This is a genomic window from Micromonospora sp. NPDC000089, from assembly GCF_042899365.1.
Taxonomy (GTDB): Bacteria; Actinomycetota; Actinomycetes; order Mycobacteriales; family Micromonosporaceae; genus Micromonospora.
In genome coordinates, this window is the sequence record NZ_JBIAZT010000007.1 from 263,001 (window position 1) to 283,188 (window position 20,188).

14 protein-coding genes, 1 tRNA gene and 1 pseudogene are annotated in these 20,188 nt (G+C 72.1%); 8 read left to right on the plus strand and 8 right to left on the minus strand.

Going from position 1 to position 20,188, the window contains the following annotated elements; translation table 11 throughout:
* Nucleotides 1-168: 168 nt before the first annotated feature.
* Nucleotides 169-2,625 (plus strand): penicillin-binding protein, encoded by a 2,457-nt coding sequence (locus ACFY3U_RS16015; protein ID WP_387201365.1) that lies wholly within the window; start codon nt 169-171, stop codon nt 2,623-2,625.
* Nucleotides 2,626-2,692: 67 nt separating this feature from the next.
* Here the strand turns inward: ACFY3U_RS16015 and ACFY3U_RS16020 are convergent, their stop codons facing one another.
* Nucleotides 2,693-3,148, minus strand: a complete 456-nt coding sequence (locus tag ACFY3U_RS16020; protein WP_387201368.1) for a GatB/YqeY domain-containing protein — start codon at nt 3,146-3,148, stop codon at nt 2,693-2,695.
* A 25-nt stretch (nt 3,149-3,173) separates the two neighbouring features.
* Between ACFY3U_RS16020 and ACFY3U_RS16025 the strand changes: the two genes are divergently transcribed.
* Together ACFY3U_RS16025 and ACFY3U_RS16030 are read left to right on the plus strand one after the other, a co-directional pair.
* Nucleotides 3,174-4,067 carry a metallophosphoesterase gene (locus ACFY3U_RS16025; protein ID WP_387201371.1) on the plus strand — a complete coding sequence of 298 codons (894 nt, stop codon included), beginning with the start codon at nt 3,174-3,176 and terminating at the stop codon, nt 4,065-4,067.
* A 66-nt stretch (nt 4,068-4,133) separates the two neighbouring features.
* A tRNA-Pro gene (locus tag ACFY3U_RS16030) sits at nt 4,134-4,210 on the plus strand.
* Between the two features lie 114 nt (nt 4,211-4,324).
* Here the strand turns inward: ACFY3U_RS16030 and ACFY3U_RS16035 are convergent.
* The 3 genes and pseudogenes from ACFY3U_RS16035 to ACFY3U_RS16045 form a co-directional block, all read right to left on the minus strand.
* Nucleotides 4,325-5,758: a PKD domain-containing protein gene (locus ACFY3U_RS16035; protein WP_387201374.1), complete on the minus strand. Its 1,434-nt coding sequence runs from the start codon at nt 5,756-5,758 to the stop codon at nt 4,325-4,327.
* A gap of 379 nt (nt 5,759-6,137) precedes the next feature.
* A pseudogene (locus ACFY3U_RS16040) lies at nt 6,138-6,584 on the minus strand (SRPBCC family protein); the annotation flags it as partial.
* Nucleotides 6,585-6,736: 152 nt separating this feature from the next.
* Nucleotides 6,737-9,358: a right-handed parallel beta-helix repeat-containing protein gene (locus ACFY3U_RS16045; RefSeq protein WP_387201377.1), complete on the minus strand. Its 2,622-nt coding sequence runs from the start codon at nt 9,356-9,358 to the stop codon at nt 6,737-6,739.
* A gap of 134 nt (nt 9,359-9,492) precedes the next feature.
* Between ACFY3U_RS16045 and ACFY3U_RS16050 the strand changes: the two genes are divergently transcribed.
* Nucleotides 9,493-10,599, plus strand: coding sequence for a calcium:proton antiporter (locus ACFY3U_RS16050; protein ID WP_387201380.1), 1,107 nt, complete (start codon nt 9,493-9,495; stop codon nt 10,597-10,599).
* A 4-nt stretch (nt 10,600-10,603) separates the two neighbouring features.
* Here ACFY3U_RS16050 and ACFY3U_RS16055 read toward each other — a convergent pair whose 3' ends face one another.
* Together ACFY3U_RS16055 and ACFY3U_RS16060 are read right to left on the minus strand one after the other, a co-directional pair.
* Nucleotides 10,604-11,077: a hypothetical protein gene (locus ACFY3U_RS16055; protein ID WP_387201383.1), complete on the minus strand. Its 474-nt coding sequence runs from the start codon at nt 11,075-11,077 to the stop codon at nt 10,604-10,606.
* A 137-nt stretch (nt 11,078-11,214) separates the two neighbouring features.
* On the minus strand, nt 11,215-12,921 hold the full coding sequence (locus tag ACFY3U_RS16060; protein WP_387201386.1) for a bifunctional metallophosphatase/5'-nucleotidase: 1,707 nt from the start codon (nt 12,919-12,921) through the stop codon (nt 11,215-11,217).
* A 399-nt stretch (nt 12,922-13,320) separates the two neighbouring features.
* Between ACFY3U_RS16060 and ACFY3U_RS16065 the strand changes: the two genes are divergently transcribed.
* On the plus strand, nt 13,321-14,697 hold the full coding sequence (locus ACFY3U_RS16065; protein ID WP_387201536.1) for a diguanylate cyclase: 1,377 nt from the start codon (nt 13,321-13,323) through the stop codon (nt 14,695-14,697).
* Between the two features lie 106 nt (nt 14,698-14,803).
* Here ACFY3U_RS16065 and ACFY3U_RS16070 read toward each other — a convergent pair whose 3' ends face one another.
* Nucleotides 14,804-15,865: an aspartate-semialdehyde dehydrogenase gene (locus ACFY3U_RS16070; protein ID WP_387201389.1), complete on the minus strand. Its 1,062-nt coding sequence runs from the start codon at nt 15,863-15,865 to the stop codon at nt 14,804-14,806.
* Nucleotides 15,866-15,870: 5 nt separating this feature from the next.
* A complete protein-coding gene (locus ACFY3U_RS16075) occupies nt 15,871-17,136 on the minus strand; it encodes an aspartate kinase (protein ID WP_387201392.1) in 1,266 nt (421 codons plus the stop codon).
* 267 nt (nt 17,137-17,403) lie between these two features.
* Here ACFY3U_RS16075 and ACFY3U_RS16080 point away from each other — a divergent pair, with 267 nt between their 5' ends.
* The 3 genes from ACFY3U_RS16080 to ACFY3U_RS16090 all read left to right on the plus strand — a co-directional run bounded on the left by ACFY3U_RS16080 (nt 17,404) and on the right by ACFY3U_RS16090 (nt 20,159).
* Nucleotides 17,404-18,198 (plus strand): hypothetical protein, encoded by a 795-nt coding sequence (locus ACFY3U_RS16080; protein ID WP_387201395.1) that lies wholly within the window; start codon nt 17,404-17,406, stop codon nt 18,196-18,198.
* Nucleotides 18,199-18,281: 83 nt separating this feature from the next.
* Nucleotides 18,282-18,812 (plus strand): nitroreductase family protein, encoded by a 531-nt coding sequence (locus tag ACFY3U_RS16085; protein ID WP_387201398.1) that lies wholly within the window; start codon nt 18,282-18,284, stop codon nt 18,810-18,812.
* Nucleotides 18,813-18,887: 75 nt separating this feature from the next.
* The gene (locus tag ACFY3U_RS16090) at nt 18,888-20,159 is read left to right on the plus strand and encodes an MFS transporter (RefSeq protein ID WP_387201401.1); all 1,272 of its coding nucleotides are present in this window, start codon (nt 18,888-18,890) and stop codon (nt 20,157-20,159) included.
* The last annotated feature ends 29 nt before the right edge of the window (nt 20,160-20,188 follow it).

Genomic DNA, 20,188 nt, shown 5'->3' on the forward strand with positions numbered 1-20,188 from the left:
GTACGTGAAAACGCCGCGACGCCTCCACGATCGGAGGAGACTCGGCGCCAGGTCACACGCAACCACACACCGGGGGTCGTGCGTTTAGCACAACGAGGTCGGCGCGCGCAGGAAATGGGGAAAGAACGCCCCAGCGCCCCTCGTTCCCTACTCGCGTACCCTGTCGAGGTGACCTGGATGCGGAAACGTGACCACAATGTCTTCACCAACGCCGCATCGCTGCTGATCTGTGGCCTTCTGGCCGGGGTGGTGGTCGCGGCGGCGGCCTTCCCCGCGGTGGCGATGTCGGGCTTGGCGGCGAAGGCCGGGGCGGAGACGTTCGGTGCGCTGCCGAAGGAGCTGACGGTGGCGCGGGCGCCGCAGATCAGCTACCTGTTGGCGTCGGACGGTAAGACGCCGTTGGCGACGATGTACGACGAGAACCGGCGGGACGTGAAGCTCGCCGACGTCGCTCCGGTGATGCGGCAGGCGATCGTCGCCGCGGAGGACCACGACTTCTACAAGCACAACGGGGTCGACCTCAACGGCATCGCCCGGGCGTTCGTGAACAACCAGTCCGGTGGGGCGAACGGTCAGCAGGGCGCGTCGACGCTGACGATGCAGTACGTGCGGTTGGGTATCGCGTACTCGGCGACCCATCCGGCGGACGTGGTCGCCGCGACGGAGGACACCAGCGCCCGGAAGCTGCGGGAGATGCGGTACGCGTTGCAGATCGACAAGGAGTTCTCCAAGGACGAGATCCTGGAGCGTTACCTGAACCTCGCCGCGTTCGGCAACGGGGCGTACGGCATCTTCGCCGCCAGTCAGGTCTACTTCGGTAAGCCGCCGAGCAAGCTGAAGCTGGAGGAGGCCGCTTTGCTGGCCGGGATGGTGAAGGCGCCGTCGCAGAACGACCCGACCACCCGCAGCGGCCGCACCCTGGCGTTCGACCGGCGCAACTACGTGCTGCAGAACATGGTCACCACCGGGGCGATCACCCAGCAGCAGGCCGACGCGGGCAAGGCCACCAAGATGGTGGTCAAGGACAAGCGCACCCCGAACGGCTGCGTCGCGACGAACCAGCGTAACTGGGGGTTCTTCTGCGACTACTTCTACCGCTGGTGGATGTCCCAGGAGACCTTCGGCTCGACCACCTACGACCGGGAACGACGCCTCAAGAGCGGCGGCTACACCATCGTCACCAGCCTCGACGCCCAGGCCCAGAACGGCGCCGACGCCGCCGTCCGGCGGAACCTCGGGGTGAACAGCAAGGCGGCCCGGATGGTCGCCGCGATCGAGCCGGGAACCGGCCGGGTCCGGGCGCTCGCGGTCAACCGGAACTTCAAGATCGACAACCCGCAGAAGCCGCAGAACCCGCTCTCCAGCAACCCGACCAAGGCCAAGGCGAAGATCCGGGCCAACTACCCGAATACGGTGAATCCGCTGCTCAGCGGCGGTCAGGACATCACCGGCTACCAAGCCGGCTCGACGTTCAAGATGTTCACCATGGTGGCCGCGCTGGAGAAGGGCGTCCCGCTCAGCTACACGATCAACTCGCCCGAGGTCTTCAAGTCGAACTACATCGTCGAGCAGAACTCGCCGGCCGCCTGCCCGGGCACGCACTTCTACTGCCCGAAGAACGCGTCGAAGAGCATGACCGGCGTGCACAACATGTGGACCGCGTTCGGCAACTCGGTCAACACCTACTTCGTGCCGCTGGAGCAGCAGGTCGGCGCGGAGAACGTGGTGAAGGCCGCGAAGAAGTTGGGCATCACCTTCCGGGCCCAGGGCGACCTGGACCTGGAGAGGGGCGCCAACCAGTGGGGCGCGTTCACCCTGGGCGTCTCCTCCACCACCCCGCTGGAGCTGGCCAACGCGTACGCCACCCTCGCCGCGGACGGCAAGTACTGCGAGCCGATCCCGGTCCAGGAGATCAAGGACCCGGAGGGCAAGAAGCTCGACGTGGCAAACCCGCGCTGCGAGCAGCGGATCGGCGTCGAGGTGGCCCGGGCCGCGGTGGACGCCGCCCGCTGCCCGGTCGGCGACAAGTCCAAGACCTCCCAGTGCAAGGGCGCCACCGCACGCAACGTCCGCGGCATCGTCAACGCGCCGGTGGCCGGCAAGTCCGGCACCACCGACCTGGACAAGACGTCCGCGCTGGTCGCGATGACCAAGCAGTACGCGGTGGCCGGCATCATGGCCGACCCGGACTGGCCGCAGACCAACCAGAAGATGGGCCACGACGTCAAGAACGGCATCAACCCGGCGGTCTACGAGACCCTGCGGGATGCCATGAAGGGCAAGGAGCGGATCGACTTCACCCCGCCGAACGGCAAGATCATAGAGGGTGACCAGCGCGCCATCCCTCGCGTGAGCTGCCAGTCGGTCGACGCCGCCAGGGCCGAGATCAAGGGAGCCGGCTTCGACGTGGCCGTCTCCGGCAACCGGGTGCCGTCGGACTGCGCCGCCGGCTCGGTCGCCAGCACCAGCCCGAACGGCCGGACCATCAAGGGCGGCGTGGTGACCCTCGAGATCAGCAGCGGCCCCGCCGCACCGCCTGCGCCGGCCGGCGGGCCGGTCGTCACCCCCGGCGGCATCGTGCCGCCGCCGGGGCCGGGACGCCCCCCGGGCCGGCCGCGCGGCTGACCAAGTACACAGAAGCGGGCGGGTACCCCTCAACGGGGTGCCCGCCCGTTTCTCGTACCGGAGGAGGTTAGAGGCCGAGCTGCCGGCGTACCTCGGCGGCGACCCGACCGCCCTCGGCCCGGCCGGCCACCGCGGCCTGGGCCGCCTTCATGGCCGGGCCCATCTGGGCCTTGCCGGTGAAGCCGCCCGCGGCCAGCGCCCCCGAGACCAGCTCGGTCAGCTCGACGTCGGAGAGCTGCTTCGGCAGGTATCGCTCCAGCACCTCGCCCTCGGCGGTCTCCTTGCTGGCCTGCTCGGCCCGGCCGGCGTCGGCGAAGGCGGTGGCGGCCTCGCGTCGCTTCTTGGCCTCCTTGGTCAGCACCGCGAGCACCTCGTCGTCGGTGAGCTCGCGCTTGACCTTGCCGGCCACCTCGGCATTTCCCACGGCGGCCAGGGCCATCCGCAGGGTGGAGGTGGTCAGCTCGTCGCGCGCCTTGAGTGCGGCGCGCATGTCGGCGGTGAGGCGGTCCTTCAGCGTGCTCATGGACGGTCAAACTACCCTGAACGGCATGCGAAAGCGCACACTATTCCGACTCGGCGCCGGAACCGTCGCCGCGGGCGCCGCCACGCTGGCGTACGCGTCGCTCGTCGAGCGCAACATGTTCACCCTCCGCCGGTACGACGTGCCGGTGCTGCCGGCCGACACCGAACCGCTGCGCGTGCTGCACCTGTCCGACCTGCACATGACCCCGGATCAGCGCCGCAAGCAGCAGTGGGTGGCCTCGCTGGCCGCCCTCGATCCCGACCTGGTCGTGGTCACCGGGGACAACATGGCCCACCCGGCGGCCGTTCCCGGCGTGCTGCGGGCCCTGCAACCGCTGCTCGACTTCCCGGGCGCATTCGTCTTCGGCTCGAACGACTACACCGGGCCGGTCTGGAAGAGCCCCTTCACCTACTTCCTGCCCGACCGGGAGTACACCGAGGGCGCCGAGCTGCCGTACGAGGAGCTGCGCGACGTCTTCACCGGGGCCGGCTGGGCAGACCTGAACAACGCCCGCACCTCGATCAAGGCGGGCGGCCGAATGGTGGAGCTGGTCGGCGTGGACGACCCGCACATCGAACGGGACGACTACGCCGCGGTGGCCGGCCCGGTCGCCCCCGCGGCCGAGCTGGCCATCGCGCTGACCCACTCGCCGGAGCCGGCCCTGCTCGACCAGATGACGGCGGACGGCTTCGGCCTCCTGCTCGCCGGGCACACCCACGGCGGCCAGGTCTGCGTGCCGGGCTACGGGGCGCTGGTGACCAACTGCGGGCTGCCCCGGTCGATGGCGAAGGGCCTGCACCGCTGGCGCGGGTCGGACGCCTGGCTGCACGTCTCCGCCGGCCTGGGCACCCACCCCACCGCCCCGATCCGGTTCGCCTGCCCACCCGAGGCGAGCGTGCTGACCCTCATCCCCCGCTGACCCCGACCCTCGGGGGTACCGAGTTTGACCTTCGGGGCGGGTGGGCTACTATTTGTCGGCACGCCTCGGGGTGTGGCGCAGCTTGGTAGCGCGCTTCGTTCGGGACGAAGAGGTCGTCGGTTCGAATCCGGCCACCCCGACCAGAGGTAAGAGCACGGCGAAGGCCCCTCCACGGAGGGGCCTTCGCCGTTTCGATCTGTCACCGAGCTGCCCGGCCGGCGCCCCGGGGTCGCTGATCCAGGGGCGCCGGCCGATGGTCAGCTGATCCGGACCGGGGTGGAGATCAGTTCGTTGTCCGCCGGCAGCGCGTCCCGCTTCCCCACCAGGGCCGCCCGCGCCGAGAAGGAGACCTTGCCGAGCGCCCGGTCCTCCTCGGTGATGGTGTAGTTGAAGGTGAAGACCGTGGTCTTGCCACCCGTCAGGACCGGAACCAACTTCCGGGACAGGTCGACCGGGGTGAAGCCGAACCGATCACTTCGAGAGAGCTGCACCTCGACGTCCTCCGGATACCGGGTGTTCCGCAGCTCCACCTGCACCTTGACCGTCTGCCCGACCTTGGCGCTGCTCGGCGCCTTCAGCCGGACGATCGCCACGTCGTGGGTACGGACCGCGACCGTGTGCGAGGCTGACGCGCTCCGCCCGTCGGGGGTCCCCGCCGTCAGCTTGACGGTGTAGTCGCCGTCCGCGGTGAACCGGTGGTTCGGGTACTGGCCGGTGGAGGTCGTCCCGTCGCCGAAATCCCAGGCGAAGGAGGTGACCCCGAGGCCGGCCGGGTCGCTTACCGAGGGGTAGAAGGGATTGCTGTCGAACGTGTTCGGATCGGTCAACGGGACGAAGAAGTCGACCTCCGGATTCGGCGCCACGTCCAGCTGGAAGGTGGCTGGGTCGTCGTAGTAGGACCCGACCTGGAACAGGTAGGTGGTGCCGGCCCGGGCCTCGAAGGAGACCGGGCCGGAGCCGAACAACCCACGGCAGGCGACCTGCGTCAGGCCGCCCAACGCGGTTCCGGTGTACACCGCCACGCCCAGGCCGTCCGGCGCGGTGCGGGCGGTCAGCGTACGGGTGGTGGTGGGCGTGTACGCGTACCAGACGGTGTGCCCCGAGGCGAAGCAGGAGGTCGGCTCGCCGGCCTGTGCGGTGGCCGCGGCGAAGTCCTGCCGGTTCTCGTACGGCAGTGCGGCCACGGTCGACGCGTCGTCGAACGCGTCGTTTACCGGCGGCACGACCTCAGTGACGGAGAGGTTCAGCGAACCGCCACCGTCGGCGCCGTTGCCGCAGCACAGGCCGACCATGAGGTAGTATGTCGTACCCGCCGTGACCCGCAGGTCGAGCGCGCCCTTGCGGTAGTCGGTGCAGCCCTCCGGAGCCAGCGCACCCTGCTCCCCGGTCCACGCGGACACCACTGCCCGGTAGTCACTGGCGGTGGTGTCGACCCGGATCCGGGCGTCGGCGCTCGGCGTGTAGCGGAACCACACCGAGCCGTTGTTGAAGCATTCGGTCGGGTCGGTCCCGTCCGAGGTGGCGTCGCTGGTGTCGATGGTCGTGGTGTAGGGAAGGCTGGTCACCACCGTGGCGGTGGCGAAGTCGTCGTTGGCCGGCGCGGCGGCGTGCGCGGCGGTCGCCCCCGTGGCGAGCAGCGCGACCACCCCCGTGCACGCGACGACGAACCGGGCGAGTGTGCGTTTGACCACTGGATGTCCTCCTGGGCCCCGTGTCCCGAGTGGATATGACCGCCTGACCGTACGGCGGGACATTCAGTGGTGTCGCTAAGAGAACCATTGGTTTCGGTTAAGGCCGCGGCGGGCGACGCACGCGGGCCCGGCCGCCGACGAGTCGGTGGCCGGGCCCGCGGACGAGGTACGTCTAGAGCGGTCGGTTCGGCTCGCTGACCGACCCGCCCGGGTACGGCTCGGTACACGGCTCGGGGACCACCTCGGTCACCACGTACTCCGTCTCGGTGGTGCCGTCGGTGCGGTCGTCGTCGCCGGAGCGGTGCTTGGCCCCGGCGGCAGCGGCGGTCGCGGCGGCGGCGTGCTCCACCCCCGGGGTGCCGACCCCGTGCCCCGCACCGACGGAGCCGCGCCAGGCGCCGCTCTCGACGCCCCGGGACTCGATGAAGCTCTTGAACTTATCCAGGTCCGACTCGGCCTGCTTCTCGATGATGTTCAACTTGTCGCCGGCCTTCTCGACCAGGCCCTCCGGCTCGTACTCCAGGTGCAGCCGGACCATCGTGCGGTCGGCGCCGACGGGCTGGAAGTAGACCGCACCGGCGTTCGTGGCGCCCTCGGTGGCCGCCCAGGCCACCTTCTGGTCGGGCACCTGCTCCAGCACCCGGGCGTCCCACTCGCGCTTGACCCCGGCGATCTGGGCGACCCAGTGCAGCCGCTGGTCGTCGAGCTGGCGCACCTCCTCGACACCGCCCATGAACTGGGGGAACTGCTCGAACTGCGTCCACTGGTTGTAGGCGGTGCTCACCGGCACGCCAACTTCGATCGACTTGTCGACCTTGGTGGTCACGACAATCCTCCTCGTTCCGGTCGAACCTCCGAGCGGAGGGATCTGCCATCGTCGAGGAATCCGTACCCCGCGTCGGCCGACTCAACCGAAAACGGCCGGAGCCGGCGCCGCCCGCTGGTCGCGGGAGACGCCGGCTCCGGGCGTACGAGGTGTCAGGAGGCAGGCGGAATGAAATAGCCCGACTGGTCGACGATCACGTGCGTCCGGCCGGAGCTGCCGTTGTGGATGACCGCCTGGTCGCCCTCTCCGACTCCTACCATCACCAGGTTCGTGGCGGTCTCGCCCGCGACGAAGTTGAGGTTCGAGGCGGTCGGCACGTCCGCGCCGTTGGGGCGGAGGTTCAGCACACCCGCCGCGGTCGGCCCGGTGACGGTCACGTTCGCCACCACCGCGCTCGGCTTCGCCGCAGCCGACAGGCCCAGGTGGAGGTAGCGGGGCAGCAGCCCGTAGTGGGTCCACGGGCCCATCGGCTGGCCCCCGGCCCTGGTGTCCTGAATCCGCTCCGGCCCGTACGGCACGAACGAGTCCGAAGCGGCCGGGCCGAACCAGCCGGCGAGGTCGACCACCAGGTGCGTGCTGCCGGCGCTCTGGTTGTGGATGGCCACCCGGCCGTTCACCACCGGCACGATGACCAGGTTGGGGATGGTCTGGCCGGCCACGAAGTTCAGGCTGGAGGCGGTCGGCACCGCCGAGCCGGCCGGATAGACCTTCAGCACACCACTGGCCGTCGGCCGGGTCACCGTGACGTTGAGGACGGCTGCTCGCGTTCCCGCCGGGACGCGGCCGGTCAGGTCGAGCGTCCGGGAGACGTTGGCGGGGAAGGCGGTCTGCCCGGCGCCGCGGGTGTCCAGCACCCTGCTCGGGGTCACCGCCCGGAATCCCGACCCGCCGGTGGCGTAGAAGCCTTGCAGGTCGGCGACCACGTGTGCGGTGCCGCCGCCGGTGTTGCGGATCCGCAGCCGGCCGTTCGACGTCGGCACGGTGACCAGGTTGGGCACCGTCTCACCGGCCACGAAGTTGAGGTTGGAGACGTCCGGCAACGCGGCGCCGTCGGGCCAGACCCGCAGGAAGCCGGCCGTTGTCGGCCCGGTCACCGTGAGGTTCAGCACCACCGCGGTGATGTCGGCGGCCGGCACCCCGCCCACCTGGGGCAGGGACAGCACGATCTCGGAGTTCGCCGGCACGGGCGTCGTGCCGCCGACGCCGATCGCGGCCCGGGTGTCGAGCACGCGCATCGGTGACAGTGCGGTGTAGGTGGCACCGACGACCGTGCAGGTCTCGGTCCGGGTGATACCGGACGGCCGACGGAAGCCGTTCAGGCTCATCTCGTGGGTCTCGCAGACCTTGCCCGCCCGCCGGAACTGGTGCTCCGCGTTGCCGGGCGGACCGACCTGCCAGTACGACTCGTCACTCCACCTCCGGGCAACCGTCCCGATCGGCCCGTCCGTCGTCCACCGGGGGGTCACGGTCAGGCCGACCGCGACGTCGGTGGAGGTGCCGCCCACCGTGCGGTGGGCCGGGGTCTGCTTCACCGTCACCGGTCCCTGAACCTCGACCGCACCGCGATCGTGGTAGCTGGCGCCGGAGTTCGCCACGTCCGGGTGGTCCGTGTGCGGGTTGCCCAGCATGTCCGTGCGGGAGGCGCCGACGGCGGTGGGGTCGGCCGAGTCGATGGCCGGTGAGGCGGAGTCCGGCACGTAGTAGCCCCGAGTGCTGGGGTTCCAGACCGTCTCGACGAGTCGGGGATTGGCGGCGATGTCGTGGCCACCCTGCCCGGTGGCGGAGACGAACGCGGCGAGATCCCGGTGCTCCACCCCGGCCCAGCGGTACAGCGCCGCGCCGCTCGACGGGTCGATGAGGTTGTAGTCGGCGACGGTTCCCGGCGTGCTCTGCGCGGACACCGCGATGCCCGTCGCGTCGTCGATGACGCCGCAGTCGGACGGGTCGAGTTCCGGGCCGGAGGCGGTCTGGACGATGTTGTTGCGGACGACGGCCCCGGGTGAGGTGCCGATGATGTCCACCGCCTGGGTGCACTCGGTGCGGAAGGTGTTGCCGACGATTCTGGTGCCCGGGCCGTCCTGGACGAAGAGCCCGTTCTGCCGGAAGGTGTTCGCGGTGACTACCACTCCCGTCGCGCCGCCGTTGACCACCAGTCCGCCCTGGTGGAAGAACTCGGTCCGACTCACGGTGACGTCCACGGATCCCCCACCGACGCGCACGGCCGGGGTCGTATCCCACCCAAAGGCGATCAGGGAGTCGAGCGTGATCCGGGACGAGCGGTCGACGAGGATGCCCTCGGCCCGCTCCTGTCCCCCGACGTTGAACCCTTCGATCACCACGTCGTGCACGCCGGTGAGGGTGAACGCGTTCTCGGTCCCGGTGCCGCCGCGCGGCCTGCCCACCCTCGCCATGGCGGCGAGGTCCGGTCCGTTCACCGCCCGGAAGGTGATCGGCGCGTCCGCGGTGCCCGAGCGGGTCAGCCGGACCGACTCCGGGTAGTTGCCGGGTCGCACCAGCACGGTCTGCCCGGGCTGCGCCACCGTGGCCGCCGCCGAGATGGTGCAGAACGGGGCGCCGGGGCTGCCGTCGCCGGCCGACGTGCAGGTGCCGCTGCTCACGTGCAGCTCCGGCAGGGACGCGGCGGCCACCGACGCCGGCGCGGCGGCCGGCGGTTCGGCGGGTCCGGCCGCCCCGGCGGGCGACGTCGGACAGACCAGGACCCCGAAACCGAGCAGCGGCACCGCCGCGACACGCGCGAACGTTCGTCCAGCCACCATCGACAACCCCCGTGATCTTCAATGTCAGGCCGCCGAATCCTATCCACGGGCGCAGCCGGTGGGCAGTGACCGAACGGCCACCCGTTAGATCGATCCGAGGCGTCCGGGCGATCCTCTGGCAGGATTGGTAGATGACCGCGCTGATCCGATCCCGCCTGACCGACTGGACCTTCGTCGTACCCGTCCTCGCGGTCGTACTGCTGGTCCTCACCTGGGGTCGCGACCTGCCGGGCGTGGTGGTGGCCGTGGCGGCGGTGTTCCTGGCCGGCGCGGTGCTCGCGGCCGTCCACCACGCCGAGGTGGTCGCCCACAAGGTCGGCGAGCCGTACGGCTCACTGGTGCTGGCGGTCGCGGTCACCGTGATCGAGGTGGCGCTGATCGTCACGCTGATGATCAGCGGCGGCGACAAGACCCAGGCGCTGGCGCGGGACACCGTCTTCGCCGCCGTCATGATCACCTGCAACGGCATCCTCGGGTTGTCGCTGCTGCTCGGCGCGCTGCGTCGTGGGGTGGCGGAGTTCAACCCGGAGGGCACCGGCGGTGCGCTGGCCACGGTCGCCACCCTGGCCACGCTGAGCCTGGTGGTGCCGACGTTCACCACCAGCCGGCCCGGCCCCGAGTTCTCCCCCGACCAGCTGGCCTTCGCGGCGGTCGCCTCGCTCGCCCTGTACGGGCTGTTCGTGCTGGTGCAGACGGGTCGACACCGGGACTACTTCCTCCCGGTGGAGGACGGCGGCGGTGCGCCGGACGCCGACGGCGACGGGCACGCCGACCCGCCGTCGACACGTACCGCGCTGGCCAGCCTCGGGTTGCTGGTCGTCTCGCTGGTCGCGGTGGTGGGGTTGGCCAAGACCGTGTCGCCGGCGATCGAGGCGGGGGTGGCCGGCGCCGGCCTGCCGCAGGCCTTCGTCGGGGTGGTCATCGCGCTGCTGGTGCTGCTACCGGAGACCCTGGCGGCGGCCCGGGCGGCCCGCCGCGGCCGGGTGCAGATCAGCCTGAACCTGGCCCTCGGTTCCGCGATGGCCAGCATCGGCCTGACCATCCCGGCGATCGCGATCGCCTCGATCTGGCTGGACGGGCCGCTGCTGCTCGGCCTCGGCGGCACCCAGCTCAGCCTGCTGGCGCTGACCGCGGTCACCGGGGTGCTCACCGTCGTGCCGGGCCGGGCCACCGTGCTGCAGGGCGGGGTGCACCTGGTGCTGCTCGCCGCGTTCGTCTTTCTCGCCGCCAGCCCGTGACCGGTCAGTCCTGCCGCTCGGTGCGTGCGATCTCGGCGAACGCCGCATCGAGGTAGGGCGCCAACGGCCGGCCGCCCGCCGGCAGCAGGTCGGCGACGAGCAGCGGCCCGTGCGCGGCGACCGCCGCCGGCCCGGGCGGGGCGTCGTCGTCGCCCGGGTCGTAGACGCCGAGCGCACCGGCCAGCAGCACCAGCACCACGTGCGGGTCGACGCCCGGCCGCCAGGCGGCGGCCGAGCGGACGCAGCGTTCCAGCACCTGCCGGACGTCGTCGCCGTCCAGCCCGTCGGGGTGGGTCTGCTCCAGCAGCAGCCGTACCACCGCGCCGAGGACCAGGCCGGACCGTTCGGCGGTGGCGAGCCGGGCCACCGCCGGGGCGTACGCCTCGTCGTCGCGGCTCCGCGCGGCCTCCACCGCCTCGGTCGCCGCCGCCGCGATCTCGCGGGCCGGTGCGGGCAGGTGTCGCCAGGTCACGGTCACCGGCCCAGCATGGCAGACTGCTCACCCACGCCCACGACGGTCGCCCGACGCAGGCGCCCGAGCCCCGGCCCGCCCACGTCTGACGGGACGGGCCCCGGAGCAGCTGCTCCGGGGCCCGTGACGCGCGGGGTCTGCCGTCAGGCGGCGGGGACCTCGGCGGTGGTGCGGATCCGGTCCAGCGCCGGGGCGGAGACCGGCGAGTTCGCGGTCAGGTACGCCACGAACGCGTCCAGGTCGATGCTGCCGGTGACCGCGTTGGTGCCGCCCTTGAGGACGGTGAAGCCGTCCCCGCCGCCGGCGAGGAAGTTGTTCACCGTGATCCGGTAGGTGCCGGCGTCGGTGACCGCGGTGCCGCCCAGGGTCAGGCTGCCGCGGACCACCCGGGTGCCGCCGCACGGGTCGGCGGTGGTGCCGGTGCTGCCGTTCGGGTCGACCGTGTAGCGGACGGTGGCGGACGGGTAGAGCGTCCGGCCGGCGACGAACTGCTGCTCCAGCATGCAGTAGACCTGCGCGCCGGTCAGGTCCAGCGTCACCAGGTTGTTGGCGAACGGCTGAACGGTGAAGGCCTCCTCGTAGGTGACCGGGCCGGCGTCGAGGTCGGCCCGGACGCCGCCGGGGTTCATGAACGCGGCGACCGCGTTCTGCTCGTTGTCGGTGGCGGCCAGCTGCGCGTCGGCGATCACGTTGCCGAGCGCGGACTCGCCCAGCGCCGTACCGAAGAGGGTCTCCTGGGCGCGGGTGATCGGCGCGGTGGTCTGGCCGACGACCTTGGTGGCGACCGGGCCGAGCGCGGTCTTGTACCGGTCGATCAGCGCGCTCTGCGCCGGGTCCTTGGCGACGTTCCGGTTGACCACCACGTTGTTCGCGGTGGCGCTGAGCACGTCACCGCTCCTCCGGTCGATCTTCAGGTCGATGTCGGTGACCAGGCGGCCGAAGGAGCTGGCGCTGGTGACCAGCTTGCCGTTGACCTCGCAGTTGTACGCCTGGTGGGTGTGCCCGCTGACCACCGCGTCGATGGACGGGTCCATCCGGTTGACGATGTCGACGATCGGGCCGCTGAAGCCGGCGCAGCCGTTGATGTCGGTGCCGGTGGTCTGCACGCCACCCTCGTGCAGCAGCACGACGATGGTCTGCACGCCCTGCTTGCGCAGGATGCGGGCGTACCTGTTGGCGGTGTCCGCCTCGTCGGCGAAGCTGAGGCCGGCGACGCCCTGCTGGCTGACGATCTCCGGGGTGCCCTCCAGGGTCATCCCGATGAAGCCGACCTTGACGCCCTGAACCTTCTTCACCGCGTACGGCGGCAGCAGCGGCTTGCCGGTCGCGGTCTTGAACGCGTTGGCCGACAGGTACTGGAAGTCGGCGCCCTTGTACGGGGTGCCGTCGGCGCAGCCGTCGACCGGGTGGCAGCCACCGTTCTGGATCCGCAGCAGCTCGGCCGCGCCCTCGTCGAACTCGTGGTTGCCGACGCTGGCGAAGTCCAGCCCGGCCAGGTTGAGCGACTCGATGGTCGGCTCGTCGTGGAACGCGGCGGACAGCAGCGGCGAGGCGCCGATCAGGTCGCCGGCGGCGACGGTGATGGTGTTCTTCTTCTTGGCGTCCTTGCGCAGCTGCGCCAGCTGGGTGGCGAGGTACTCGACGCCACCGGCCGGCTGGCCGGCGATGGTGCCGCTGGAGCCGGACGGCGGCTCCAGGTTGCCGTGCAGGTCGTTGATGGCGAGCAGCTGGACGTCGACCGGCTTGGGGCCGGCGTCAGCCGCGCTCGGGTTGACGGCGACCGCGCCGAGCGCGGCCGTGGCGAGTGCGGTCAGGCCGATGGCGGCCCTGCGCATCCCGGTGACGGACATGGAACTCCTCGTGAGGTTCGGCGGGGGACGCTCGCGGGCGACGGTTCGCCCGGAAACCCTGATCCGTGCCGAGACAGGGGTCGATCGGGGTGCGGCGATCGGGGGCGCCGCTCCGGTCGGGGAACAGCCTCTCATCTCCCCCTACCGCCGGTCGACGGGTGGAGTCGACCAGATCAATGGATACGCGGGATGACCCGCGCCGGACGTTCGGGCCAGCCCAACATGTCGTGCGCATGAAGACCCGTCCACAGCCTGTGGATGAAACATGTGTACGAACGGCCGGGCGGTCGGCGCGGCGGAGCTACCCTTGATCGCAGCCCCGGCCTCGACCGGGCCTCCCCCACCAGGAAAGACGTGGATCACGAGCGAGTCGTCCGGGACGTCACGGTCCGCCTGCCGATGGCGTCGACCGCCGTCGAGGCCTGCCAGTGGACCGTGACCACCCTCGCCCGGTACGCCCCCGCCACGATCTCCGTCCTGCTGCAGGTGCACGACCGGCTGCGCTGCGTCGCGGCGACCGGTGCCTGGCAGGTCTTCTCCACCGTGCCGCCGAAGTCCGGCATCGTCGGCCGGGTGCACGCCGCCGGCGTGGGCGCGACCGTGCCGGCCGTCGCCGACGACCCCGACTACCTGCCGGTACGCCCCGATGTGACCGCCGAGGTCTGCGTACCGCTGCGCGGCCCGACGGGCGAATCGATCGGCGTGCTCGACCTGCAGTGGAGCGAGCCGGCCGAGCTGGACCGCTGGCGGGCCGCCGCCGACCGCCTCGCCGAGCGGCTGGCGGCGCGGATCACCGCGCTGGGCGGGCCGCCGGCCGAGAGCCGCAGCGAGAAGCTGCTGCGGCACGCCACCGCACTGACCTCCGCGCCCACCGAGTGGGATCTGATGACCGCGGCGATCGGCGCGGCCCGGGACGTGTCCACCCTCTCCGCCGCCGTGCTGGTGCTGGCCGGCCGGCAGGGGCCGCGGCTCGGTGCGCCCACCGACACGCCCGGCGAGCTGGAGTGCCGAATCCGGGCCGAGCTGACCGCCGCCGGCGCCGGCCCGCTCGGGCGGATGATCGCCGGCGCGCACCGGCAGGGCTCGGCGTACACGCTGGGCGAGGCGGGGCACCCGCCCACCGACGAGTACCGCCCGCTGGCCCGGGCCGGGGCGCGCACCCTCGTCTCGGTGCCGGTCGGGCCGCCCGACTCCGGCGGGCTGTTGCTGGTCGCCGACGAGCGGCTGCTGCGGCCGGACCCGACCACCGTCAACCTGATCGAGCTGCTCGCCGGGCAGGCGTGGGGGGCGCTGGACCGGCTGCGCACCCTCGCCCGGCTGCGCGAGCAGGCCAGCTCCGACCCGCTCACCGGGCTGCGGCACACCGGCCCGTTCGGCCGGCGGCTCGCGGCGGCCACGCCGGGGCGTACCGCCCTGCTCGCCATCGACGTGGACGACTTCAAGACCGTCAACGATACGTACGGCCACCAGGCCGGCGATCGGCTGCTGGTCGGCCTGGCCCGGGCGCTGGAGGGGGCGCTGCGGCACGGCGACGAGCTCTACCGCACCGGCGGCGACGAGTTCGTCGCGGTGATCGAGGTGAGCCGCCCCGAGGAGGCGGTGCGGATCGCCGAGCGGCTCAGCGCGGCCGCCCGGCGGACGGGCCGGACGATCAGCGTGGGCGTGGCGCTGCCGCTGCCCGGCGAGCCGGCCGAGCGCACCCTGCACCGCGCCGACCAGGCGCTCTACCAGGTAAAACGCCGGGGCCGCAACGCCGTCCACCTCGCCGCGGCCTGACCCACCCGGGCCGCGGGCGCGCCCTGACCCACCCCGGGGCCGCGGGCACGGCCGAACACCCCGGCCGGCCGGCGCGGCCGGACAAGCGGTCAGCCCGGCCGACCGGTCAGCGGGCGGTGATCTCCTTGGCGAGCAGCTCGGCGATCTGCGCGGTGTTCAGGGCGGCGCCCTTGCGCAGGTTGTCGCCGGTGACGAAGAGGTCCAGGGCGCGGGGGTCGTCCAGCGCGCGGCGGATCCGGCCGACCCAGGACGGGTCGGTGCCGACCGCGTCGATCGGCATGGGGAACTCGCCGGCCGCGGGGTCGTCGACCAGGATCACGCCCGGGGCGTTGCGCAGCACCTCGCGGGCGCCCTCCGCGTCCACCTCGGTGCCGAAGACCGCGTGCACCGCCACCGAGTGGCCGGTCACCACCGGCACCCGTACGCAGGTCGCGGAGACCTTCAGGTCGGGCAGCCCGAGGATCTTGCGGGACTCGTTGCGGACCTTCATCTCCTCCGACGACCAACCAGCGTCGGCGAGGGACCCGGCCCAGGGCACCACGTTGAGCGCCAGCGGGGCGGGGAACGGGCCGAGATCGTCGCCGACGGCCTGCCGTACGTCGCCCGGCCGGGAGCCCAGCACCCGGTCCCCGGCGATCTTGCCGAGCTGCTGGTGCAGCGCGTCCACCCCGGCCTGCCCGGCCCCGGACGCCGCCTGGTACGAGGCGAGCACCAGCTCGCGCAGCCCGTACTCGCGGTGCAGCGGGGCGATCGCCACGATCATCGCGAGGGTGGTGCAGTTCGCGTTGGCGACGATCCCCTTCGGCCGGTGACGTGCCTGCTCGGGGTTGATCTCGGGGACGACCAGCGGGACGTCCCGGTCCATCCGGAAGGCGCCGGAGTTGTCTACCGCGACCGCGCCGCGGGCCACCGCGGCCGGCGCCCACTCGGCGGAGACGTCATCCGGCACGTCGAACATGGCCACGTCGACGCCGTCGAACGCCTCCGGGGTGAGCGCCCGGACGGTCAGCTCCTCACCGCGGCAGCGCACGGTACGACCGACCGACCGCTCAGAGGCGAGCAGCCGGATCTCGCCCCAGACGTTGCGCCGGGAGGAGAGCAGCTGGCACATGACGGTGCCGACGGCACCGGTCGCCCCGACCACGGCCAGGGTGGGCAGCGCCGGCACGGGCGCTACCGTCCCGTCCCGGCGTAGACCACGGCCTCGGAGTCGCCGCCCAGCTCGAACTGGTCGTGGATGGCCCGGACGGCCTTGTCGAGGTCGGTGTCCCGGCAGACCACCGAGACCCGGATCTCCGAGGTGGAGATCATCTCGATGTTGACACCGGCCCCGCCGAGGGCGGCGAAGAAGCCGGCCGCGACGCCCGGGTGGGAGCGCATGCCGGCGCCGATCAGCGACACCTTGCCCACGTGGTCGTCGTAGAGCAGGCCCTTGAACTTGACCGTCTCCTGGATCTTGCTGAGCGCGCTCATCGCGACCGGCCCGTCGGTCTTGGGCAGGGTGAACGAGATGTCCGTCCGGCCGGTGCCCTCGGTGGAGACGTTCTGCACGATCATGTCGATGTTGATCTCGGCACCGGCCACGGTGTCGAAGATCCGCGCCGCCGCGCCCGGCTCGTCGGGCACCCCGACGATCGTGATCTTGGCTTCGCTGCGGTCGTGGGCGACCCCGGTGATCAGTGCCTGTTCCACGGGAAGGTCCTCCATCGATCCGGTGACCATGGTGCCGGTGTTGGTCGAGTATGACGAACGGACGTGGATCGGCAACCCCGCGCGCCGCGCGTACTCCACGCTGCGCAGGTGCAGCACCTTGGCGCCGCAGGCGGCCAGCTCCAACATCTCCTCGTAGGTGATGTGCTTGATGTGCCGGGCGTTCGGCACGATCCGCGGGTCGGCGGAGAAGATGCCGTCCACGTCGGTGTAGATCTCGCAGACGTCGGCGTCCAGCGCGGCGGCGAGCGCCACGGCGGTGGTGTCCGAGCCGCCCCGGCCGAGGGTGGTGACGTCCTTGGTGTCCTGCGAGACACCCTGGAAGCCGGCGACGATCACCACCGAGCCCTCGTCCAGCGCGCCCTTGAGGCGGCCGGGCGTGACGTCGATGATCCGCGCCCGGCCGTGCACCGAGGTGGTGATCACGCCGGCCTGCGAGCCGGTGAACGAGCGGGCCTCGTACCCCAGGTTGTGGATGGCCATGGCCAGCAGGGCCATCGAGATCCGCTCGCCGGCGGTGAGCAGCATGTCCAGCTCGCGGCCCGGCGGCAGCGGGCTGACCTGGTTTGCCAGGTCGAGCAGCTCGTCGGTGGTGTCGCCCATCGCGGAGACCACCACCACCACGTCGTCGCCGGCCTTGCGGGCGGCGACGATGCGCTCGGCCACCCGCTTGATCCGCTCGGCGTTGGCGACGGAGGACCCGCCGTACTTCTGCACCACGAGTGCCACGAGTGTGCACTCCCTCCCAGCGACGACCCTGAGCGTGCCGACGCCGCCGGGCGTCGAGGTCCGGCGGCGCGTGTCAGACGACCTTAGGGTATCGGTCGGTACGCGAGGCCGGGTCGGGTGATCCCACCATCCGGCGTCCGAGCCGCCCTTGGGCCGGCCGGAAGCAGCAGCTCAGCCGCCCTCCCGCCACCGGGAACCGGCAGGCCGATCCGACACGCCGTCCGGGAGCGGCGGGGCCATCCGGCGAGATCGGCGCAGAATGTCCCGGTGCATGCCCACTCGCGTCCGGCGCACCGGCTGTCCGTGACGGTGGCCGTGATCGCCCCGGCGCTCCTGCTCGCCGCCTGCACGGCCGCGCGGCCGACGCCGAGCGGCATCCCGCCGGAACCGGGCGCCGCCGCCCCGGCGGACGCGGCCCGGGACGGGCTGGCCGCGCTGGCCGCGGCCGCCCGGGACCGGCACCTGACCGCCCGGTACGCCCTGACCGGGCCCGACAGCCCGGCGGGGGAGGTGGTGGTGACCCGGGCGAGCGACGGCAGCTGGCGGGTGGACGTCCCGGGCGGCGCTTCGGTGGCGGCCACCACGGACGGCCTCTTCCGATGCGGCCCGTCGCCGGCCGGCGCGCCCGACCCCGCGGGCTCGCCCGATCCGAGCGGTGCGCCGGACCCGATCGGCGTGCCCGACCAGGCCGGCTGCGTACGGGTCGGCGACCGGGACGCCGTGCTGCCCGGGCGGCTCGACCCCCGGGTGCAGCACCCGTTCACCGACTGGTTGACCGTGCTCACCGACCGGCTCGCCCCGCTGTCGGTGTCGGTTGCCGCGCCGCCGCCCGGGGCCACCGGGAGCTGCTACGCGGTGGAGACCACCTCCGCCTCGGTACGCCCACCGCTGGACCCTGGGATCTACTGCTTCCTCCCGGACGGCACACCGACCTGGGCGCGGGGCGCCTTCGGCACGCTGGCGCTGACCGGGCCGCCCGGGCCCGCCCCGGCCACCGCCACGCTGGCCGCCCCGGTCGCGTCGACGGAGCCACCGGCTGCCGACCCGACACCAACGTCCTGAGCTTCGCCCCGTTACGGGTGCTCTTGCCCACATTCGCCAGGCCCACTCAAGGCGATTAATCACCCCTAAAGCACCATTACGACATGGCTGACCTGACTCCGCTGCTCGCTTTTCGCTGGAGCCCCCGGGCCTTCGACCCGAGCGCCGCACTGACCCCGGACGAAGCGGCCTCGCTGCTGGAAGCCGCGCGGTGGGCCCCGTCGGCGGACAACGGACAGCCCTGGCGGTTCGCCCTCGGCCACCGCGACGACGACAACTGGAAACGAATCCTGATCAATGTCCCGGACGACGACCAGTGTTGGGTCCGGCACGCCGCGACCCTGGTCGTCGGCGCGCACACCGGCGGTGACCCCGAGCGGGCCGCGTACGACCTCGGCCAGGCGATGGCACACCTGACACTTCAGGCCACCGCGCTCGGCCTGCACGTACACCAGCTCACCCGCTTTGACCAGGCCGGCCTCGCCACCGAACTCGACCTGCCCGACGGCGTCCGACCGCTGGTGGTCGCCGCCGTCGGCCGGCTCGGGGATCCGTTCGCCCTGCCGACCGAGCTGCGCGCCCGGGAGACCGGCCTGCGGCACCGCCGGCCGGTCGCCGACCTGCTGCTCGCCTGAGCATCTCCCAGAGCAGGATTCGGTCCAGCCTAAAAGGCTCGACCGATCTCGTGGGGCCCGCTTGAATCCCCTGTCATGGGGGCCAGAGACACCATCGGAACAGCCGTCCGAAACGTCGTACCGCCGGCCGGGCTGACCCGCGCGCTGGCGGTGCAGGCCATGATCTACGCCGTCGGCAGCGGCCTGTTCCACGCCGGCAGCGCCGTCTTCTTCACCCGGGCGCTGGGGCTCAGCGCGGCCCAGGTCGGCCTCGGCCTGTCCATCGCGGCGGGGGTGTCGCTGCTCGGCACCGTGCCGCTGGGCGGGCTCACCGACCGGTACGGGCCGCAGCGGGTCTGGGTGGTCGGGCTGGTGCTGGACGCGGCGCTCTTCGCGTCGTACCCGTTCGTGGGCGGCTTCGTGAGCTTCCTCGCCGTGGTGGTGGCGCTGGCGGCGGTGGACGCGTCGACCGGTGTGGCCCGGCAGGTCTACTCGATCAACGCGCTCGCCCCGGCCGAACGGGTCACGGCGATGGCCTACCAGCGCTCGTCGTTGAACGTCGGCTTCGGGCTGGGGGCGGTGATCAGCGGTCTGGTGCTGGCGGTGGACACGATCGAGGCGTACCGGGGAATGGTCTGGTTCATCGCGGCGGTGATCCTGGTGACGGCCCTCTTCGTACGACGACTGCCCCGGCTGCCGCAGGTGGTCCGGCCGGTGGAGCCGATGGGTCGGCTCGCCGTACTGCGGGACCGGCCGTTCATGGCGGTGTCCCTGCTGTCCGGGCTGCTCACCGCGCACGGGGTGCTCTACCTGACGGTCATGCCGCTCTGGATCCTCACCCACACCGACGCCCCGAAGACCGTGATCGCCGCCCTGGTGCTGCTCAACACGGTTCTGATCGTGCTGCTCCAGGTACTCGTCAGCCGAGGCGCCGACACCGCCGCGGGCGCGGCGCGGGCCTCCCGCCGCGGGGGCGTGCTGATCGCCCTGGCCTGTCTGGTCCTGCCTATCTCCGGGGTCACCCGGGGGGCGCTCACCGTGGTGGTGCTGGTGGCCGCCGCGACGCTGCTGATCCTGGCCGAGCTGATCGAGTCGGCGGGCACCTGGGGGCTCACCGCCACCCTTCCACCGGATGACCAACGCGGCGCGTACGTGGGGGCGCTGCGGCTCGGTGAGCAGGTGCAGTACCTGGTCGCCCCGGCGGGCCTGACCGCGCTCGGGGTGACCACCGGCGGCTGGGGCTGGTACCCGACGGCAGCGATCTTCGTGCTGGTGGGGCTGGCGATCGTGCCCACCGTGGCCTGGGCGGAGAGGACACCGAGGCTCGGTTCCCGGCCCGCGGAGCCGGCGGTGACTCCAGTCCCATAGTCCGGACCGGCCTTCCCACCGTCTGTCCC